Source organism: Ensifer adhaerens (assembly GCF_028993555.1).
Lineage (GTDB): Bacteria > Pseudomonadota > Alphaproteobacteria > Rhizobiales > Rhizobiaceae > Ensifer > Ensifer adhaerens_I.
Map to the genome: position 1 here is coordinate 636,779 of NZ_CP118611.1, position 19,794 is coordinate 656,572.

At 62.6% G+C, this 19,794-nt stretch carries 17 protein-coding genes; 6 read left to right on the top strand and 11 right to left on the bottom strand.

Going from position 1 to position 19,794, the window contains the following annotated elements; genetic code table 11:
* Window positions 1-24: 24 nt before the first annotated feature.
* The gene (gene chrA, locus PWG15_RS23295) at window positions 25-1,248 is read right to left on the bottom strand and encodes a chromate efflux transporter (RefSeq protein ID WP_275026396.1); all 1,224 of its coding nucleotides are present in this window, start codon (window positions 1,246-1,248) and stop codon (window positions 25-27) included.
* 317 nt (window positions 1,249-1,565) lie between these two features.
* Between chrA and PWG15_RS23300 the strand changes: the two genes are divergently transcribed.
* The 6 genes from PWG15_RS23300 to PWG15_RS23325 all read left to right on the top strand — a co-directional run bounded on the left by PWG15_RS23300 (window position 1,566) and on the right by PWG15_RS23325 (window position 8,540).
* Window positions 1,566-2,225 carry a TetR/AcrR family transcriptional regulator gene (locus PWG15_RS23300; protein WP_275026397.1) on the top strand — a complete coding sequence of 220 codons (660 nt, stop codon included), beginning with the start codon at window positions 1,566-1,568 and terminating at the stop codon, window positions 2,223-2,225.
* Between the two features lie 266 nt (window positions 2,226-2,491).
* Entirely contained in the window at window positions 2,492-3,745 is a 1,254-nt protein-coding gene (locus PWG15_RS23305) for a sarcosine oxidase subunit beta family protein (RefSeq protein WP_275026398.1), read from the top strand.
* Between the two features lie 9 nt (window positions 3,746-3,754).
* Entirely contained in the window at window positions 3,755-4,039 is a 285-nt protein-coding gene (locus tag PWG15_RS23310; RefSeq protein ID WP_275026400.1) for a sarcosine oxidase subunit delta, read from the top strand.
* A complete protein-coding gene (locus tag PWG15_RS23315; RefSeq protein WP_275026401.1) occupies window positions 4,020-6,827 on the top strand; it encodes a 2Fe-2S iron-sulfur cluster-binding protein in 2,808 nt (935 codons plus the stop codon). The genes PWG15_RS23310 and PWG15_RS23315 overlap by 20 nt, the downstream gene beginning before the upstream one ends.
* Window positions 6,820-7,398 carry an aminomethyltransferase family protein gene (locus tag PWG15_RS23320; protein WP_275026402.1) on the top strand — a complete coding sequence of 193 codons (579 nt, stop codon included), beginning with the start codon at window positions 6,820-6,822 and terminating at the stop codon, window positions 7,396-7,398. The genes PWG15_RS23315 and PWG15_RS23320 overlap by 8 nt, the downstream gene beginning before the upstream one ends.
* Window positions 7,399-7,424: 26 nt before the next feature.
* Entirely contained in the window at window positions 7,425-8,540 is a 1,116-nt protein-coding gene (locus tag PWG15_RS23325; RefSeq protein ID WP_275026403.1) for a branched-chain amino acid ABC transporter substrate-binding protein, read from the top strand.
* Window positions 8,541-8,650: 110 nt separating this feature from the next.
* Here PWG15_RS23325 and PWG15_RS23330 read toward each other — a convergent pair whose 3' ends face one another.
* The 10 genes from PWG15_RS23330 to PWG15_RS23375 all read right to left on the bottom strand — a co-directional run bounded on the left by PWG15_RS23330 (window position 8,651) and on the right by PWG15_RS23375 (window position 19,748).
* Window positions 8,651-10,054 (bottom strand): FAD-binding oxidoreductase, encoded by a 1,404-nt coding sequence (locus PWG15_RS23330; RefSeq protein WP_275026404.1) that lies wholly within the window; start codon window positions 10,052-10,054, stop codon window positions 8,651-8,653.
* A 55-nt stretch (window positions 10,055-10,109) separates the two neighbouring features.
* On the bottom strand, window positions 10,110-10,685 hold the full coding sequence (gene gfa, locus PWG15_RS23335) for an S-(hydroxymethyl)glutathione synthase (protein WP_275026405.1): 576 nt from the start codon (window positions 10,683-10,685) through the stop codon (window positions 10,110-10,112).
* 120 nt (window positions 10,686-10,805) lie between these two features.
* Window positions 10,806-11,933: an S-(hydroxymethyl)glutathione dehydrogenase/class III alcohol dehydrogenase gene (locus tag PWG15_RS23340; protein WP_275026001.1), complete on the bottom strand. Its 1,128-nt coding sequence runs from the start codon at window positions 11,931-11,933 to the stop codon at window positions 10,806-10,808.
* 48 nt (window positions 11,934-11,981) lie between these two features.
* Window positions 11,982-12,668 carry an ABC transporter permease gene (locus PWG15_RS23345; protein WP_275026407.1) on the bottom strand — a complete coding sequence of 229 codons (687 nt, stop codon included), beginning with the start codon at window positions 12,666-12,668 and terminating at the stop codon, window positions 11,982-11,984.
* A gap of 3 nt (window positions 12,669-12,671) precedes the next feature.
* Entirely contained in the window at window positions 12,672-13,379 is a 708-nt protein-coding gene (locus PWG15_RS23350; RefSeq protein ID WP_275026408.1) for an ABC transporter permease, read from the bottom strand.
* Window positions 13,380-13,471: 92 nt separating this feature from the next.
* Window positions 13,472-14,269: a transporter substrate-binding domain-containing protein gene (locus tag PWG15_RS23355; RefSeq protein ID WP_275026409.1), complete on the bottom strand. Its 798-nt coding sequence runs from the start codon at window positions 14,267-14,269 to the stop codon at window positions 13,472-13,474.
* Window positions 14,270-14,346: 77 nt separating this feature from the next.
* Complete coding sequence (locus tag PWG15_RS23360; RefSeq protein WP_275026410.1) at window positions 14,347-16,311, bottom strand: DUF2817 domain-containing protein; 1,965 nt, start codon at window positions 16,309-16,311, stop codon at window positions 14,347-14,349.
* Between the two features lie 114 nt (window positions 16,312-16,425).
* Window positions 16,426-17,463, bottom strand: a complete 1,038-nt coding sequence (gene hisC / locus PWG15_RS23365) for a histidinol-phosphate transaminase (RefSeq protein WP_275027179.1) — start codon at window positions 17,461-17,463, stop codon at window positions 16,426-16,428.
* A gap of 125 nt (window positions 17,464-17,588) precedes the next feature.
* Window positions 17,589-18,689: an FAD-binding oxidoreductase gene (locus PWG15_RS23370; RefSeq protein WP_275026413.1), complete on the bottom strand. Its 1,101-nt coding sequence runs from the start codon at window positions 18,687-18,689 to the stop codon at window positions 17,589-17,591.
* A gap of 12 nt (window positions 18,690-18,701) precedes the next feature.
* Entirely contained in the window at window positions 18,702-19,748 is a 1,047-nt protein-coding gene (locus PWG15_RS23375; protein WP_275026414.1) for an aromatic ring-hydroxylating dioxygenase subunit alpha, read from the bottom strand.
* Between the last annotated feature and the right edge of the window lie 46 nt (window positions 19,749-19,794).

The following is a 19,794-nucleotide window of genomic DNA, read 5'->3' on the forward strand; positions in this document are numbered from 1 at the left end:
CGCGGCGCCGGATACCTGCAAAACTCAGAAAGAGCGCAGCAGAGTGCCACCTACGGCCGTCAACGCCACAACGACCCACGGTGGCGCCTTCCACACCACGAGCAGGATGAATGCCGTCAGCGCCAGCGCGAAATCGTGGGCGTTCAATACGGCGCTTGTAAAGACCGGGCTGTAAAGTGCCGCTCCCAATATCCCGACCACGGCGGCGTTCGCGCCGCGCATTGCAGCCTGAGCGATGGGCCGTTTGCGAAAGTTGTCCCAAAACGGAAGGGCGCCGACGAGCAGCAGGAAGCCGGGCAGGAAAACCGCAACGAGGCAAATGCCTGCGCCGAGAATGCCGTTGGGTTCCGGCCCCATGACCGCACCAAGATAGGCGGCAAAGGTAAAAAGCGGCCCTGGGACTGCCTGCGCCGCGCCATAACCGGCGAGGAAGGCATCGTTGGAAACCCAACCCGGAGCGACCACTTCCGCCTGGAGCAGCGGCAACACCACATGCCCGCCGCCAAAGACGAGAGAACCGGACCGATAGAAGGCATCGAACAGCCCCCAACTCTTTGAGATGCCCGCAGCAATCGGGAGAGCACCGAGCAAAACGAAGAAGGTTACGAGGCAAATGATGCCGACTGGCCGGCCAACGTGGAAAGTCAAGTGTGTGGATCCCGCCGCCGGGCCGTTGCGACACAGCACGGTGCCGGCGATTGCGCCAAATGTGATCGCCGCGATTTGCCCGATCGCTCCCGCCGCAAACACGACGATCAACACGCAAGCAACGGCAATGCTGGCGCGTTCGCGATCCGGAGTGAGGCTCTTTGTCATGCCCCACACGGCCTGCGCCACGACCGCGACGGCAACAATCTTCAGTCCGTGCAGCAGGCCCGTTCCAATCGGGCCATCAAAGGACGTGGCCGCCAATGCAAAAATGACCAGCAGGAGGGCAGACGGTAGTGTGAACGCGGCCCAGGCGGCGAGTGCGCCGAGCGGGCCACCGCGCAGGAGGCCGAGAGCAAAGCCGACCTGACTTGAGGCGGGACCGGGCAGAAACTGGCAAAGCGCGACGAGATCAGCATAACCGGCCTCGTCGATCCACTTGCGACGCACCACCAATTCGTCGCGGAAATAGCCAAGATGAGCGATCGGCCCGCCAAACGATGTCAGCCCGAGCTTCAAAAAGGCGCCGAAGACTTCGGCCGGCGTACCTTGGGGAGGTCTTGTCACCTGTTCATGCAGTGTTTTCGCCGATGCTTTCACCAACAACTCCCGGATTTCCGTCCCGCCCCCGCCCAGTCCGTGCAGCCGGATTGCGATATTGAAACTCGATACCGGAACCGACTGCAGAAGCAATGGGTTGGCTTTCATTCCACCAAGGCGAGCAGGGTGTCGAGATATTGCGGGCTTCGGTGACAGACGTATGACTAGGCTCGCCTCTTGCTGGTGAATCTTCCGAGTGCGCGCGGGTGAATTTCAGCCAGTTGAGGCGTGCTCCACCAACTTGATATCTCTTCTGCTTTGGGCAACATCAGCGACCAGATCCGCAAACTGCCAAGCAGTACGGGTAAGGAGAGACGGTGAGTGCAGCAAAGCCCCGTGGGGCAAAAGAGGAAACCGCGAAACTGGCTGGCCGCATGACGCGCGAGGCTTGGATCGATGCCGGTATTGACGCTCTGATCGAAGAGGGTATCGCCAATGTAAAGATCCAGGTGATGGCCAAGAAGCTCGATGTTTCCCGGTCGAGTTTCTACTGGTTTTTTGCCGATCTGCAGGCGCTGCATCGGGAACTACTGGAATACTGGCTCACAAAGAATACCAGCCCGATTATCGAGCGGTCGTTGCGTCCGGCGGCCACCGTAACGAAGGCTGTTTGCCACATCTTCGAGTGCTGGGTCGACCCGTCGCTGTTCGACCCGCGGCTCGATGCGGCCGTCAGATCCTGGGGCCAGGTGGACGCTGTGGTTCGCGGCGTGGTCGACCAGGCGGACGATCAACGCATCGATGCAATCACCCGCATGTTTCTGCGATACGGGTACCCCGACGAAGAGGCGTTCATCCGCGCCCGCGTGCTCTACTTCACGCAAGTGGGCCACTTCACGCTCGGCATACGCGATGGCCGCGAAATGCGATTGCGGTTGCTCCGCCCCTATCTTCTCAGCTTCACCGGGCGGCTCCCTGCCGAAGAAGAAGTCGAGTCCTTCACCGCCGTCATGCGACGTGTTCAGCCCGAGAGCTGAACTTGGAGTGGACATGTCTGTACCTATTGTTTTGTGCAGATGGGGCAATGTACATGCCTATTTCGTAAGTTGAGCTGTATATAGCGGCTGTTCATTTTACAGGTGTCTAGACATTTGTGTCTAGAGCCGCTAATGATGCGCAGGTGGATCGAACACGCGGGATTTCTGGCGGGCCGGTTCCTTCACCGCGAGGGCATCTCAATGCAGCAGTCAGCCTTGTCAGCCGGTCCGACATATGCCGCGAGCTCACGAGGCGGTGCCTCCCGATGACGCGGCGCTATTCCGCTTTTGCGCTCTTCAAGGAAGGTCTCAACGCCCAAAAAGGCTGGCAGAAGGCCTGGCGCTCTCCCGAGCAAAAGCCGCGCTATGACATCCTGATCATTGGTGGCGGCGGTCACGGGCTTGCAACCGCCTACTACCTCGCCAAGAACCACAACATCCGAAACATTGCGGTCATCGAGAAGGGGTGGCTTGGTGGCGGCAACACCGGGCGCAACACGACGGTCGTCCGGTCGAACTACTTTTTCCCCGAAAGCACCGCGCTCTACGAAATGGCGCTCCGCCTCTATGAGACGCTGGGGCGCGACCTCAACTACAACATCATGCTCTCCCAGCGCGGCATCATCACCTTGGCGCACAGCGAGGCCGAGATGGAAATGGCCGCGCGCACGGTCAATGCCATGCAGATCAACGGTACGGACGCCGAGCTTTTCGACGTCGAGGACGTGCGCCGGGTGCTGCCGCTGATCAATCTATCGCCTGAGGCGCGCTATCCGGTCTTCGGCGGGGTCTGGCAGGGAAGGGCCGGGACGGCGCGACACGACGCCGTCGCCTGGGGATACGCGCGCGCAGCCGACCGGCTGGGCGTCGACATCATCCAGTCCTGTGAGGTCGAGGAATTCCTCGTGGAGGGCGGTCGCTGCCGCGGCGTGAGGACCAGCCGCGGCGAAATCCGGGCAGACCGCGTCGGCATGGTCGTGGCCGGCAATTCCTCGCATCTCGCCGCCAAGGCAGGGTTTCGGCTGCCGATCACGTCCTACGCGCTGCAGGCCTGTGTTTCCGAGCCGATCAAGCCGGCGCTCGACACGGTCGTGCTCTCTCCTGCAACCGGCACCTATGCGAGCCAGTCGGACAAGGGCGAACTCGTGATCGGCGGCGGCCTCGACCGGGTCCCGTCTTACGGGCAGCGTGGCAATCTTCCAGTGCTCGAACACGTCGTTTCGGGCCTGCTCGAAATGTTTCCGAGCTTCCGGCAGCTCCGGTTGATGCGGCAATGGGCGGGCATCGTCGATGTAACGCCGGACTCGTCACCGATCCTTGGGGAGAGCCCGCTGCCGGGCCTCTTTCTGAATTGCGGTTGGGGAACGGGCGGCTTCAAGGCGATCCCCGCCGGCGGCACGCTGCTTGCCCATCTGCTGGCCACGGGAAAACACCACGACGTCAGCCGCCCGTTTGATCTTGAGCGCTTTGCGCGCGGGCGTCTGATCGATGAAGCGGCCGGCTCCGGCATCGCGCACTAGGAGGACGGAATGCAGCTTTTTCCATGCCCGTTCTGTGGCCCAAGGAACGAGAGCGAATTTCACTTCGGTGGCGACGCCGGCAATCAGCGCCCGGAAGGTTTTCGCGATGTGACCGACGGTCAATGGACCGCCTATCTGCATGAGCGCAACAACCCGAAGGGGCCGGCAAACGAAATCTGGATGCACCTGACCTGCGGCGAAGTGTTTCGCATGGAGCGCGACACCGTTCACCACCGGGTGATGCGGTCGATGGCGTTGGTGGAAGGAGGCGGCGATGACGGCATGGCGCACTGAAGACGGAACGGCCATCGACAGGACACGACCGTTGCGCTTCACCTTCGATGGTCGGGCGGTCGAAGGGTTTGCCGGGGATACGGTTGCTTCGGCGCTGCTGGCCAATGGCGTGACCGTTGTTGGCCGCAGTTTCAAGTACCATCGCCCGCGCGGCCTCTGGGGCGCAGGTGTCGAGGAACCAAACGCGCTCGTCGACATTGCCGGGGGCATGCCGAACAGCCGGGCGACACGGATCCTTGCCGAGGATGGCATGGTGGTCCGCAGCGTCAACGCCGATCCGAGCGCCGAGAAGGACCGTCATGCCTTCCTCGATGCGTTCTCGCGCTTCATACCTGCCGCCTTCTACTACAAGACCTTCATGTTTCCCGACTGGCATCGGTTCGAGCCGCGCATCCGGCAGATGGCTGGCCTCGGCACTCTGGACACAAATGCCGAGGGGCCATGGCTTTCCGAGCAAATCAACCACCATTGCGACGTGCTGGTGATCGGCGCGGGGCCTTGGGGCCTTGCCGCGGCGCGTAGCGCCTTGCGCTCCGGGCGACGCGTCGTGCTCTGCGACGACGGTGCGCGTGCCGGCGGCAGCCTGCTCTTCCGCAAGGGGGAGATCGAGGGAAAGCCGGGAGCAGACTGGGCCGCGGATGTCGTTCTGGAACTGGAACGGGCCGGTGCGATCGTGCTGGCTGGCACTACGGCCTTCGGCATCTATGATCACGGCCTGGTTGGCCTGAACCAACGGGGCACTGACGGTACGCCGGACCGGCTTTACCGGGTGCGCGCGAAATCGATCGTGCTTGCGACCGGCGCCATCGAGCGGCCGCTGCCCTTCGGCAACAATGATCTGCCCGGCATCATGTCTGCGGAGGCAGCACTGGTCTATCTTCGCCGCTTCGGCGTTGCCGCCGGCCGCAAGGTGGTGGTCGCGACCAACAACGGACTTGCCTATGAGACGGCGGAGGCGCTCGCTGCCGTCGGCGCCGACGTCACCGTCGTAGACTATCGGATGAACGGTCCAACTCCGGCGGGCTCCCGCGTATTGAGGGGGCTCACGGTTCGATCTGCGCGCGGCAAGGGGGCGGTCAGCGCCGTCGCGCTTTCGGACGGCAGTACGCTAGAGGCCGATACAGTTCTTGTCTCCGGCGGTTTTACGCCGACCGTGCATCTCTATTGCCAGGCGCAGGGCAAGCTCGACTGGCGCGACGACATCCTCGCTTTCGTGCCCGGCCGCCCGGTCACAGGTGTGGAGGTGATCGGCGCTGCGGCGGGTGATTTTTCGCTTCCACCGGAGCTTGCTGGTGATGTCGAGGATGACCTTGATATCGTTGCTGCCTGGCCGAAACCCGATGCCAAGGAGCGGGTCTGGATCGATCTCCAGAACGATGTCACGGCCAAGGACGTGGAACTGGCCGTCCGGGAGAATTTCGTTTCGGTCGAGCACCTGAAGCGCTACACCACGCTCGGCATGGCGACCGACCAGGGCAAGACCTCCAACGTCAACGGCCTGGCATTGATGGCTGAGTTGACCGGCAGACGTATTCCGGAGGTCGGCACGACCACCTATCGCCCGCCGTTCACCCCGGTGCCGCTCGCCTCCTTTGCGGGCGCCCGTTCGGGCACACGGATGAACCCGTTGCGCCGGTTGCCGCTTGAAAAGGAACATCGAGCCGAAGATGCGGTGTTTCGCGAATATGGCGGCTGGCTCCGTCCGGCCTTCTATGGAGCCGGTTCTCCGGAGGAACATATCCAGGCAGAAGCCAGTGCGGCTCGCAACGGCGTGGCGCTCTTCGACGGTTCGCCTCTGGGCAAGATCGAGGTTCTCGGACCGGATGCGGCATCCTTCCTTGATTTCATCTATTACAACACCGTGTCGACCCTTGGGGTCGGGCGGTGCCGCTACGGCTTCATCCTGACCGAGGCCGGCAATGTCTATGATGACGGGGTTCTCGTCCGGCTGGACGCGAACCGGTTCATGGTCTCCTGCTCATCGTCCCATGTCGCCGGGATCCATGCGCTCCTCGAGGAATGGCGACAGGATCGCTTCGACCGCCGGCGGGTGTTCATCCACGATGCGACTGCCGAGATGGCAACGCTCACTGTCACTGGCCCGCGCGCGCGGTCCCTTCTGGAAACGATAGGCCTTGGGGTCTCGCTCGACGACATGGCCTTGCCACATATGGCGGTCGCGTCCGGCACCTCCGAAGGCGTGCCGGTGCGGGTCGCGCGCATCAGCTTCACCGGCGAGCGTTCCTATGAGATTTCCGTGCCAGCCGACCATGCTGGCAGGCTCTGGGCGCGATTGCGTCGGGAAGGCGCGGCCTTCGGGGCGACGTTGCTCGGCCTCGAAGCCTTGATGATCCTGCGCGCGGAGAAAGGTTACATCGTCATAGGCAAGGATACGGACGGCACAAGCCGGCCGATGGATTTCGGCCTGACGGCGCCACTTGAGAAGAAAAAGGTCGAATTCATCGGCCGCCGTTCGCTGCTCACGGAGGATGCGCAGCGTCCGGATCGCCGTCAATTCGTCGGGCTTGAAACGGTCGACGGCAAGGGTGTGCTACCGACCGGCGCGCACGGGATCGAACGCCATTCGGGCGGGATCCGCAGTGCCGGTTTTGTCACATCAAGCTACTTCAGTCCTGTGTTGCAGCGGCCGATCGCACTTGGGCTTATCGAGCGTGGCCTTTCCCGAATGGGAGAGATCGTCGAGTTTCAGCATCTGCGGGAACTGCGTCGCGCCCGCATTGTCGCCCCTTGCGCTTTCGATGCGGATGGAGGTCGTCTCCATGCTTGATAATTCGGTGAAGTGGAAGCCGGAACCGGATTGGAACTGCGCCCGCCTCTTAGGCCGAGCCATCGAGGTGCGCGCCATCCCTGGCCTCACGCAGCATCTCGTCAGCGGCGATATCGACCGCTTTCGCGAGCGCCATGGTCTCGGCGAGGATGTCGGCGCCCTGGGTCTTGCCAGGGGCGCGCGTTATGCCGTGCGCGTTGGCCGCGACCGCTTGCTTGCAGTCGGATTGCCGGCCACCGAGTGTGCTGTCGGCTGGCATGATGATGGCTATGGGGTCACGGCGCTCGGTTCGGCGCAGCGCGTCCTGGAAGCGCACGGCGAAGGCGTGCGGGACCTCGTGGCGCGGGCGACGGCGCTTGATCCTGGCAATCCCGGCCCCTGTGCCGCCTTGCAGTTTTGCGGCCTGACCTGCAGCGTCTATTTCCATGGAGACACGCAGACGTTGCGTGTCCACGTCGAACGGGGACTTGCCGCCTATCTGTGGGAATGGCTCGAATGCCAGCCGCTTTTTTCAAGCGAAGCGGCCGCACGTGAAGGTGAAGATTTCATTTTGGAGGAGTGCCCCGCATAAGGCCGGGCAACTTGAAGGGAGAGACCATGAGAAGAGTTCTGATTATCGGCACGGCCCTTGGCCTGCTTATGGGGACGGCTGCGCGCGCCGATGACCTGACGTTTGCCGTGGCAGGTCCCCTGACCGGGCCCCTCGCCACGATTGGTGACCAGTTCCGGCAGGGTGCTCAGGCGGCTGCGGACGCCATCAACGCCAAGGGTGGCGTGCTTGGCCGCCAGATCAAGCTGCAGTTCGAAGACGACCAGTGTGATCCGAAGCAGGCCGTCTCGGTTGCCAACCGGATCGCGGCAAGTGGCATCGGCTTCGTCGATGGGCATGCCTGCTCGGGCTCCAGCATTCCGGCCTCGGCGGTCTATGCCGAAAACGGCACGCTGATGATGAGCCCTGCCTCGTCCAATCCGGTCATGACGGACGACGCGGCGGACAAGGGCTGGACCAACATCATGCGCCTCTACACCCGTGACGACGCACAGGGCGCCTTCATCGGCCCGTGGATCGCCAAGGAATATGCCGGCAAGAACGTCGCCGTCCTGCATGACAAGACGGCCTATGGTCAGGGCGTTGCCAATGCGGTGCGCGCCACGATGAACGAGAGCGGTCTCAAGGAAGTCCTTTATGAGGGCATCAATGCGGGCGAGAAGGACTACAACGCGCTCGTGACGAAACTGAAGGACGCCAAGGCCGATGTCGTCTATTTCGGCGGATACCATCCGGAAGCCGGCCTGATCCTGCGTCAGGCCGCCGAGCAGAAGTATCAATTCCAGCTGATCATGCCGGACTCGATCGCATCGCCGGAATTCTGGCAGGTCGCGGGCGCGGCGGGCGAGGGCACGCTCTTCGTCTTCCCGTCCGATCCCCAGGCCAAACCTGAAGCAAAGGAAGCCGTGGCAAAGATACAGGCCGGCGGCTTCAAGCCGGAAGGCTTCACGCTGTTCTCCTATGCGGTCATTCAGGCCTTCGCGCAGGGCATCGAGCGTGCCGGTTCGGACGATCCGACAAAGGTCGCCGAGGCGCTGAAGAACGGCCAGCCGATCGACACCGTGGTTGGCTCGGTGGCCTTCGACGCAAAGGGCGACCTGAAGGATGCCAGCTACGACATCAACCGCTGGAGTAACGGCGCCTACGCACCGATCGCCAAGTAAGCGCTTGACCAATTCGAGGCGGGCGCGTTGATCTCGCCCGCCTCGAACCGAAACTCAGCGAGGGGCGGTGAGAGGCGCCAACTCCGGCGAATGAGAGGTAGGTACCTTCGCTAGATGGTACCCAGGCGCAGAACCTTGCCGGGATTGAGGATAGCGGCTGCGTCGAGCGTGTCCTTCACACGATGCATCAGCGCCAGTTTCGCTGGACTTGAAGTGTCCAGCAACTGCCCGACGCGCTTGATACCAATCCCATGTTCTGCGGAGAACGCTCCGCCGATCGCACCGATATCCGCATAGAGGATCGTCTCGATGGCTTTCGATTTTTCGGCCGAAATATCGCTGCCGGCGGCGTTGAGCACGATGTGGAGATTTCCGTCGGCGAGATGGCCGAACACGTAGGGGGAAAGGTCCAATTCTCTCAAGCCCGCAAGACAGCGATCGAGGTAGGAGCCGATTTCCGAAAGCGGGACGGAGACATCGTAGGATGGCGCATTCGGATGTTTTCGATAGATCAGATCCGTGTCTTCCCGCAGTCGCCAAAGATCCGCCTCCTGCGCACCCGAGGAAGCGATCACCGCCGAGGCGTCAGGATGATCCGCGATGACGTTCTCGTAGATACGTTCCAGTTCCGACTGTAACGCTCCCTCTTCGGCCCCGCCCAGCGAGACCAGCAGGTTGATCGGATGGTCGGGACTGTAGTCCATGGCCGACCAGGACTGATGGCCGGACGTCAGGCGGAAGTAAGCGTTCCAGATCGCTTCCGCCGCACGCAGTTGACCATACTCGGCATCGAGGCCGCGACGGACAACCGCGAGAGCCGCGGCCACCGATGGTAGACCGAACAGAACTGTGGCGGTGGCCGCTGGCTGGGGTTCAAGCTTGACGGCAATGCGCGTGATGATGCCGAGCGTACCTTCCGCTCCGACAAAGAGATGTTTCAGATCATAGCCCGCGGCGTTCTTCACGACCCGCGTCATGTCCGAATAGATGGAACCATCGGCAAGCACCGCCTCCAGGCCGAGAATGCGATGCCGCATGACCCCGAACCGAAAGGCAGCGATACCCCCGGCATTGGTCGACGCCATGCCTCCGATCGTTGCCGACCCGCGCGAAGGCAAATCTATCCCCGTCTCAAGTCTATGTTCGGCAACTGCGGCTTGCAGCGCCTGCAGTGTTACGCCCGCCTCGACGACCGCAACGCGCTCGATCGGCGAAATATGAAGAATTCGATTGAGGCGTGCGGTCGAAAGCACCAGCTCGCCCGGCCTGGATATGGCGCCGCCGACGAGCCCCGTTCGCCCGCCGTGGGTTACGAGCGGAACGCCGCTGGCGCGGCAACATTTGACGACCGCCGCAACTTCGTCGGTTGTTCTGGGGAACGCGACAGCGCATGCCCCCAGATTTTCGGGCGCGACACCGTGGTCGATCGTGGAGATCGCCTCTCCGTCCTTGAAATTTCCGTCACCGACAATCTTGCGAATTTCGGCTTTGAACTCGGGCTTTAGGCAATCCATGCGATGCGACCTGCTGGTGGATGTGGAGAGGGTTGAGGTGGGTGCGGTAGGGCGTTCAGGCTGACTTGAGCGCGCCGCTCTTCTTCGCCGTCCATGTGGCGATCACGTCCATCAGGACGGGGTTGAGGCAGTCATAGGGCTCGAGCCCCAGTTCGCGCAGCCGACTGCGCACGCCATCCATCTTCGCCGGGTCGTAGCCGCTCTCGATGATCGAGGAGACGAAGGCGGCAAAGCCGGGTTTTGCCCAGCCCGTTTCCTGGAACCGTTCGGGATGCAGGAAGGCAAGCCCCTTGAACGCATGATCGCGTTCGACCGGGCCGTACATGTGCACGCCACACGCCTTGCAGGCATGGCGCTGGATCAGCGCATCAGGATCCACCACCGCGAGCTTGTCGCCGTTCTCCAGCACCTCGACATTGGCGGTCGGTGCGACGGCAACGACTGAGAACACCGCGCCATCGGGTTTCCAGCATTTGGTGCAGCCACAGGCATGGTTGTGCGCGATATCGCCGTTGATGCGGACCTTCACGGGATTGCTCGTGCAGTTGCAGACGAGTGTGCCGCCCGAAAAGGCGGCATTCGTTGCCTTGAACCCGCTGTCGAGGGATGGATGGATGGCAATGCCTGGCATGGGCTTCTCCTCCTTTTTGACCGGCGCTTGATGCCCGGCTGCTTACTGGCGCGCCGCCGGCCGGTGGCGCGGCGGTGCGAGAAATGCATGTGCAGTTTGCAGGTGGTCCTCAACCCGCGCTCAGTATAGCACCACCGAGCGGATGCTTTCGCCGGAATGCATCAGTTCAAAGCCCCTGTTGATGTCCTCGAGTGGCATGGTGTGGGTGATCATCGGATCGATCTCGATCTTGCCCTCCATGTACCAGTCGACGATCTTCGGCACGTCGGTGCGGCCGCGGGCGCCGCCAAACGCCGTGCCCATCCAGCTGCGGCCGGTGACCAGCTGGAACGGCCGGGTGGAGATCTCCTGGCCGGCGCCGGCAACGCCGATGACCACCGACTTGCCCCAGCCGCGGTGCGAGGCTTCGAGCGCCTGGCGCATCACCTTGGTGTTGCCGGTGCAGTCGAAGGTGTAGTCGGCGCCGCCGATCTGGTCGGCCCCGCGCTTGGTCATGTTGACGAGGTAAGGCACGATGTCGTCGCCGACCTCCTTGGGGTTGACGAAATGGGTCATGCCGAAGCGTTCGCCCCAGGCCTTCTTGTCGTTGTTGAGGTCGACGCCGATGATCATGTCGGCGCCGGCCAGACGCAGGCCCTGGATGACGTTGAGGCCGATGCCGCCGAGACCGAAGACGATCGCGGTCGCGCCCATCTCGACCTTGGCGGTGTTGATCACCGCGCCGATGCCGGTGGTGACGCCGCAGCCGATGTAGCAGATCTTGTCGAAGGGGGCGTCCGGGTTGACCTTGGCAACCGCGATCTCCGGCAGCACCGTGTAGTTGGCGAAGGTCGAGCAGCCCATGTAGTGGTGGATCTTGTCCTTGCCGATCGAAAAACGCGAGGTGCCGTCCGGCATCAGGCCTTGCCCCTGGGTCGAACGGATGGCGGTGCACAGGTTGGTCTTGCGCGACAGGCACGACGGGCAGGAGCGGCACTCGGGCGTATAGAGCGGAATGACGTGATCGCCCTTCTTCACCGAGGTGACGCCCGGGCCGACGTCGACGACGATGCCGGCGCCCTCATGGCCGAGGATCGCCGGGAACAGGCCTTCCGGGTCGGCGCCCGACAGGGTGAAGTCGTCGGTGTGGCAGATGCCGGTGGCCTTGACCTCGATCAGCACTTCGCCGGCCTTTGGGCCTTCGAGCTGAACCGTCATGACTTCGAGCGGCTTGCCTGCCTGAACGGCTACGGCGGCGCGTACATCCATCGTATTTCTCTTTCTTTTAAGGTTTTCAGCCACTTCAGGCGGTCTGGCCTATCGGGGCAGGTAGCTTGTGAGACGCGCTTCCAGGAGCCGAACGAACGTGATCAGCACCAGATTGATCAGCAGATAGAGCACCCCGGCGATGGCGAATATTTCGAGGATCGCATAGGTCTGGCTCATCAGCCGTTTCGCATGGCCGGTGATTTCCAGAACGGTGATGGTGGAGGCAAGGCTCGTTCCCTTCACGACGAGGACGAGTTCGTTGCCGTAGGCCGGTAGCGCCTGCCGGATCGCGAGAGGGAAGGTGATCCGGCGAAAGCGCAGCAGCCGCGACATACCGCAGGCCTGTGCCGCTTCGACGAGCCCTCCCGGAATGGACATAAGGCCGCCGCGCAGAATCTCCGACGTATAGGCCGCAGTGTTGAGCGCGAGCGCCATGACCGCGCAGTGGGCGCCATCGCCGATGATCCACCAGAGAACGGGATTGTCCCGCACGAAGGAAAGCTGGCCGAGGCCGTAATAGAAGAGGAAGAGCTGTACCAGGAGCGGCGTACCGCGAAAGACGGTGCTGTATCCCTTGGCAAAGCTGCTCAGAGCCTTGCTTTTCGACAGGCGCATGACCGCTAGCGCCAGGCCGATGCTAAAGCCGATGGCGACCGAAGAGGCCGTCAGGAGGGCGGTAAGCCACAGTCCCTTGGCAAGGGTCGGAACTGCGAAGAAAGCGAGTTCGAGATCCATGGCCTATTTCCTCGTACGGGGGCGCAGAAGGCGTTCGATCCAGTCGAAACCACCCTGGCTGACCAGCGTGATCGCAAGGTAGACGAGGGCGGCGATGAAATAGAAGATGAAGGGATTGCGGGTTGAACCCGCGCCGACGAAGGCGGCACGCATCAGTTCCTGTAAGCCGACCACGGAGACGAGGGCAGTATCCTTGATGGTGGTCTGCCAGACATTGTTCATGCCCGGCACAGCAATCCGCAGCATCTGCGGGGCTATGATCCGGCGGAAGATGCGTCTGCCCGGAATCCCGAGCGCCCGCGCCGCCTCGATATGTCCGTTGGGAATAGCCGCGAGCGCCCCGCGCACCACCTCCGTCGAATAGGCTCCCGAAATGGCAGCAATCGCGACGACCGCGATGGTGAAGGCGTAACCGTTGCCGGCCAGTCCTTCATAACCGAACGCCGCTGCGACCTGGGCCACGAACTCGACCGAGGAGAAGAAAAGGAGATAGATGATGAGAAGTTCCGGCACGCCGCGCACGATCGACGTGTAGAAGTCCACGACAAGTGTCAGCGGGAAAACCCGCGCCCATTTGATGAGGCCACAGGCAACGCCGATGACGATGCCAAAGGCCATGCTCGCCATGCCAAGCGCGATTGTGATCACCGCCCCACGCAGGATCGCGGAGATCCAGCCGCCTTCCCATACCTGCCAAAATCCAAGTGCCATCGAACCCGCCTACCTTCGCATTGTCCTGTCGGATACCCCCCGGAGAAGGGAGCGACCTGCGGGCCTCTCCTTCTCCGGGGATGCCGTTGTCGTTACTGGCAGGGACGGGAGATGTCCGTCTTGAACCAGGTCTGGCTTGCCTTGCCGATCGAGCCGTCGGCGACCAGTTCGCAAAGCGCCTTGTCGATGCGGGTCTTCAGTTCGGTGTTCTCCTGCGCGATACCGACGCCGATGCCCTCGCCGAGCGTCGGGTCGAAGGTGCTCAGCACCTTGACGTCGACGAACTGGAAGTCCTTGCCGTCGGGGCGTCCCAGGAAGTCCTGGAGCGCGGAAGAGTCGGCAAACGCCGCCTCGACGCGGCCACTCGCAAGATCGATCTGCATCTGATCGAGCGTGTCATAGGTCTTAAGGACCGCCGAGGCGGCTCGCTTTTCCATGAAATGCGCATGGGTCGTTCCGGCCTGGACGCCGACCGTACGGCCGTCGAGCGAAGTCAGCAGCGTCTCGATGTCCTTGACACCGGCCAGATCGGAATCCTTCTTCACCACGAACATGTTGGCGAGTTCCGCATAGCCGACCGAGAAGTTGATTTGCTTCTTGCGCTCTGCGGTGATCGACATGCCGGAAATGATGATGTCGAAACGCTTGGCCTTCAGTGCCGGAATGAGGCCATCGAAGGCCTGCACGACGAAATGACATTTCATTTCCAGCTTGGCGCAGAGCAGGTTTCCGACATCCGCGTCGAAACCGGTGACGTTGCCAGCGGCGTCAGCCATGCTCCATGGCGGATACTCACCCTCCGTTCCGATCGACAATTCGCCATCGGCTGCCTGGGCCGCGGTGAGGCCTGCAGCGAAGTATGTGGCGAGCAATAGACTTTTCAGCTTCATGTTTTGGTTCCCCTTGCTGAGCATTCTTGTTGGCTCTCGTCCGGAGACGACCCCGGACGGGTGATTTAGGCGGGATGTCAGAGCGTTCGGGCCAGGAACTGACGCATGCGCTCGGAGCGCGGGTTGGTGAAGACATCCGCCGGGCTACCCTGTTCCTCCACCTTTCCCTGGTGGAGGAAGAGGATCTTGTGTGAGACCTCGCGCGCGAACTGCATTTCGTGCGTGACGAGGATCATCGTATTTCCTTCTTCGGCCAGTTGCCGGATGACGCGCAGCACCTCACCGACGAGCTCGGGATCAAGCGCCGAGGTCGGCTCGTCCAGAAGGATGAGCTTGGGGCGCATGGCGAGCGTGCGGGCAATCGCGGCACGCTGTTGCTGACCGCCGGACAGCTGACCGGGATACTGCGCGTGCTTGTCGGTGAGCCCAACTTTCTTCAGGAGCGCATGGGCGTGGTCGACGGCGGCCTTGCGCTCGTCCTTCAAGACGTGCAGCGGCGCTTCGATGATATTTTCGAGAACCGTCATGTGTGGCCAGAGGTTGAAGCTCTGGAACACCATGCCGACGCGCGAGCGGATGCGCTCGACCTGCCGCATATCGGCCGGCGCAGCACTGCCGTCCGCCGTCTTCTTCATGCGGATTTCTTCACCGTCGATGATGATGCGCCCGTCGTTCGGTTGTTCGAGCAGATTGATGCAGCGCAGGAAGGTGCTCTTGCCCGAACCGGAGGAGCCGATCATCGACACGACTTCTCCCGGCTGCGCAGAGACGCTGACACCGTTGAGCACGGAGAGGAGGCCGAAGCGCTTGTGGATGTCGTGCACTTCTATGGCCGGCCTTTCAGCCAGTCTCGGGCCGCCCGTTTCCGGGTGGGCGACGACGGTCACAACCGGTGCTGCAGGGACGGGCCGTTCGGCGCCCGCGCCGCCGACCGACTTGAGGTCGGCAAAAGCGCGGTCGAAGTGGCGCAGCGATGCCTCAAGACAGGTGCGCTGCCAGTCAGCGTCTTCAGGGATGAAGGCGGCGCGCAGGTCCTTCTTGATCCTGTCGCCATGCGGGCTATCGATCTTGCCGAACAGGTGAAGCCAGTTGTCTGCCTGGACAGCATCCGAGACGGCTGAGCCGTCCAGCGTGCCACATTCGACGACCAGTGGCAGGACGCGCGCCTTCGGCAGCGCGCCTCGCACGGCTGCCGAGACATAGCCGGTGGCAGTCGCGGCAATGCCGGTATCCGTCGTGGCGTTCTCGCCGGTAACGACGATCGACAACGCGGGACCAAAGATGCGGCGTCCCCAATCGAGGCCTGCGTGATCACTCTCTGCAACGGAGAGGAGTGCAGGGTAGCCGTATGGGCCAGCGCCCGTGTGCAGGTCGAACACGACCACCTCGGCGGCTTGCTGCGCGAACGTCGACAGGATCTCGATGAGCGTCCGGTTGGACCAGACGGGACCGTCGCCGCCGTAGAACAGGCCATCCGGGAAGTCGTATTGCCCGGCTTCCACGATCGGGGCGATGCCGGCATAGCCACCGACCTGTTGTTTCGCGGCCTCGAAGGCTTGTGCTGCGGCATCGCGCTCCGGGCCCTCCCAGGCGCGACAGACGAGGGCGCCGTGCAGGGCGGCATAGCGTTCGTTTTTCGGTGGGCCCTTCTGCCAGTCGATAAAATTGCGGTTCAGGTCGACGTTGTCTTCGTTCACCCGGCGCGTCCAGGCGGTACCCCATGGGTTGATGAGGTGGATCGCCAGGACGGCGGTGTCGTCGGGAAGCTGCCAGGGCGAATTCTGTGAAAGCCAGGCGGTCTGGCAGGCCGAACCGAAGGGGCCTTCGACGCCATGCGTGCCGGAGACAAGCACCAGGAGCTTCTTGGCATCGTTGCGTCCGAGATAGGCGACGTCGGTCGCGAGGCGCTCGCCGTTCGGGCCATGCAGCGGATGCAGATATTCGACCAGACTGGCCCCAGCGGTGCGCGCAGCGGAGAGAAACCGGGCGCGCAGGACCGGGAAATCGCCGGCAAAAAGGCCAGCTGGCGTTGATGGGGACATACGGCTGGACTCCCGGTTTATCGTGTAGAGACTTGCGTCTGCGCTCATTGTTCGTTCCCGCAGGGCTTTGCGCGCCCCTTTGTTATGTGTGAGGGTTGGGGGAGGCCGCGGGCTTCACCCCTTGGCAAAGGCGCGAAGCGCGTCGAGAAAGCGGTCGTTCTCCGTCGGCGTGCCGATCGTTACGCGGATGAAAGTGCCGTAGCCCTTCTCTTTCCATGGCTTGACGATGATGCCGCGCGTTAGGAAGTGCTCCATGGCCGCCTGGCTGTCCCGACCAACGTCGATAAACAGGAAGTTTGTCTGCGACCTCGCTGCGGAAAGTCCCATGGCGGCGACCTTGTCGGCAACGCGCGCGCGCTCCAGTTTCAGCGCGTTAACGGAAGAGGACATCCATGTCTCGTCTTCCAGCGCGGCAACGGCGGCGACCTGTGCGGCAACGTTGACGTTGAACGGTGTCTTGGCCGCCGTTACTGCTCTCGCGAGCCGTGGATCTGATAGTACCGCGTAGCCGACGCGCAGCCCGGCGAGCCCGTAGGCCTTGGAGAACGTTCGCAACACTACCCAGGAAAGGTTTGTGGCGGAGAGCGTGGCGAGACCGTCGGGCATGTCGCCGTTCGTGAATTCGAAGTAGGCCTCGTCCAGTACAAGGAGCGTTTGCGGCCCGACCGCCGCCAGAACGCGCTGGAGGCTCGCGCGGTCGAGCGCCGGGCCAACGGGATTGGAAGGGGAGGAAAGGAAGAAGATCGCCGGCGCACGCTCAAGCATGGCGAGGATCGCCGGTATGTCGAAGTCCAGGTCCGCCCGCATGGCAACCTTCTCCACTTTGGCGCCGTTGGCCAGAGCCTCGATTTCGTGAAGTCCGAAGCCGGGACAGACCGTGCCAACGACGGCGCCGGGCCTTAGGACGGCGCGACAGACTGCGGCAATCATTTCTTCCGAGCCGTTACCGGCGACGATGCGATCAACGGAAATGCCGAGCTTCTGGCTGAGCGCCGCACGCAGCGTTGTGCAGGCGGGGTCGCAGTAGCGTGAGGGATCGAGGTTCGCCAGCGCTGCTGCGACGCGCGGCGAACAGCCATGCGGGTTCTCGTTGCTGGCGAGGGCCGCGATGTCGTGCCGACCGCTGTGCTGCCGTGCGGCAGCAATGTTCATGCCGGCATTGTAGGCTGGCAGGCCGGCCACATGCGGATTGAGCGGGATCTCGGTATGAAGCGGTTTCGTCACGGATCTTCCTTCACGGCTTGGTCATCTGGTTGAAACGGCACCCTTTTGAGCGGTCAGAGATCGAGAACGATCGAGGATCTCGGTCTGGAGCAGCACAACAGCACCCGGTCGGGCGGCAGATCGTCGAGAGGGTCCTCGAAGTAGTCGACCTCGCCTGAGACGAGACCCTGTTCACAGGTTCTGCAAACGCCGGCCCGGCACGAGAATTCGGGCTCGATCCCCTGCGCCTCCAGGAAGGCGAGGAGGGATTCGCTTGTTGCATCCCACGCGAAACTGTGGCCCGATTTCTTTAAAACGATGCGCGGGCCATCGGCATCGACCGCTGGCTGCGCGGCGGTCGTCGTCGTGGGGCGCGCCGTCGTCTGCCCAGACTCCGACAACAGGCTCGCTGGCCCGAAAAATTCATAGGCGATGCGTTCCTTGCGCACCCCAATGCCGGTGAGAATGCCAAAGAGCGCCTGCATGAAGGGTGGCGGCCCGCACATGTAGATGTCGTAGTCGTCGAGCGGCAGAAGGCTCTGAAGTGTGGCGCGCGTCAGGAAGCCAGCCGAGTGGCAGCGGGCTGCCTCCAGATCTGCGCCTTCGGCAAAGCGGTAGCAGAAATGGATGGTAATGCCGGAACGCAACGCCGCGAGATTTTCGACCTCTTCGCGCAGCGCATGCACAGCCGCACTGTCGCAGGCATGGATGAACCAGACCGGGCGGTCGCTTTCCCGCGCCAGGATATTGAGCATCGAGACCGTTGGTGTCAGTCCGACGCCACCAGAGAGGAGAACGACGGGGCGGGAACTCCTGCTGTCGAGTTTGAATGCACCGCGTGGCGGGTCGATCTCGACAACGGCGCCGGGCTCGATCTCGTCGTGTAGCCAGCAGGAGCTCAATCCCTCGGGCACGCCTTGCGCGGGCGCCGCCTCACGCTTCACCGTGATCCGATAGGTTCCCTCCTCGCGCGGGGAGGAGGAGACCGTGTAGTTGCGCAGGACATGTCCGCCTTTGCCGTCGGGAACACGGATCGTCAGGAACTGTCCCGGCTCGAACGACTGCCAATGGTGACGTTCGAGTGGGGTGAGACGGAACGACGTGATGGTGGTGCTTTCGCGCACCTTCGATACGACTTCGAAGGGACGGAAACGTGAAGCCGTGGCATCTAGCATCCGGATCAAACCCTATTCTGCGGCCGCGCTCGCCGGATCGACCTGTGTTTCTGCGGCAATCAGCTGAGCCAATTTGCGCCGGAAGCGCATCGGACCGACATCGATCTTCAGGTCGAGGTTCGGCGTCTGCATGCTGGCCATTCCATGGTGGACCGCCTCCAGGACCACGCGGTCTTCTTCAAAGGCGCCGCGTACGGATTTGGCGAAGCTCGCCGATACCTTCTCGTCATCGGGCGCGAAGTTGCGCATCTGGAACCAGTAGTACTTGGTCCGGTTCTCATCGACCGGGGTCATGAAGTTGTAGCTGTCCATGAGGAAGGTGTTCTCAGGAAGCGAACGGCCTTCGCCACCCGTGTGGGCTGGCGCGAAAATCGCCTTGATGATCGCGTTACTCGGATAGCGCACTTCATAGTGCTGCTTGCGATCCGTGTTGCCCTCGAACTGCAGGAAGGGCGCGTAGAACGGGGCCGGTTCGGAGTCGACCATCCAGCGCCAGACGGTGACGCCATCGTCCTTCACGGTCGTCTCGAGCGGTGTCTCCTCGCAGGCCGAACTTGCAAAGGACGACTGGTGGACCCAGGCGACGTGGGACGGGTCGAGCAGGTTATCTGTCATGTAGAGGTAGTTGCAGTTGAGCGTCATCGACTCGCCGCGATTGATGCCCCAGGCGGGGTCGTCGAAATGCTCGACTTCGAAGATATCCTTCGGATCCGCCTGGTCGGCATCACCCATCCAGATCCACAGCAAACCGTAGCGTTCATGCACCGGATAGGAGCGCACCTTGGCGACGTGCGGGATGCGCTCGGCGCCTGGCACCCGCGTGCAGGTCCCAGAACAGTCGAAGGTGAGGCCGTGGTAGCCGCATTCCACGTCGTCTCCCTTGATGCGCCCCATGGAGAGCGGCAATTTCCGATGGGGACAGGCATCCTCAAGCGCTGCGGCCTGACCGTCCTGCTTGCGGTAAAGGACGATGTTTTCGCCGAGTATCGTGAGCGGTTTCAGCGCGCGGCCGATCTCGTGGTCCCAGGCGGCAACATACCAGGCATTCTTGAGAAACATTTCGCTCTCCTTGCGTTTTGTTAAGCGAATGTTCGACGTTTTCTTC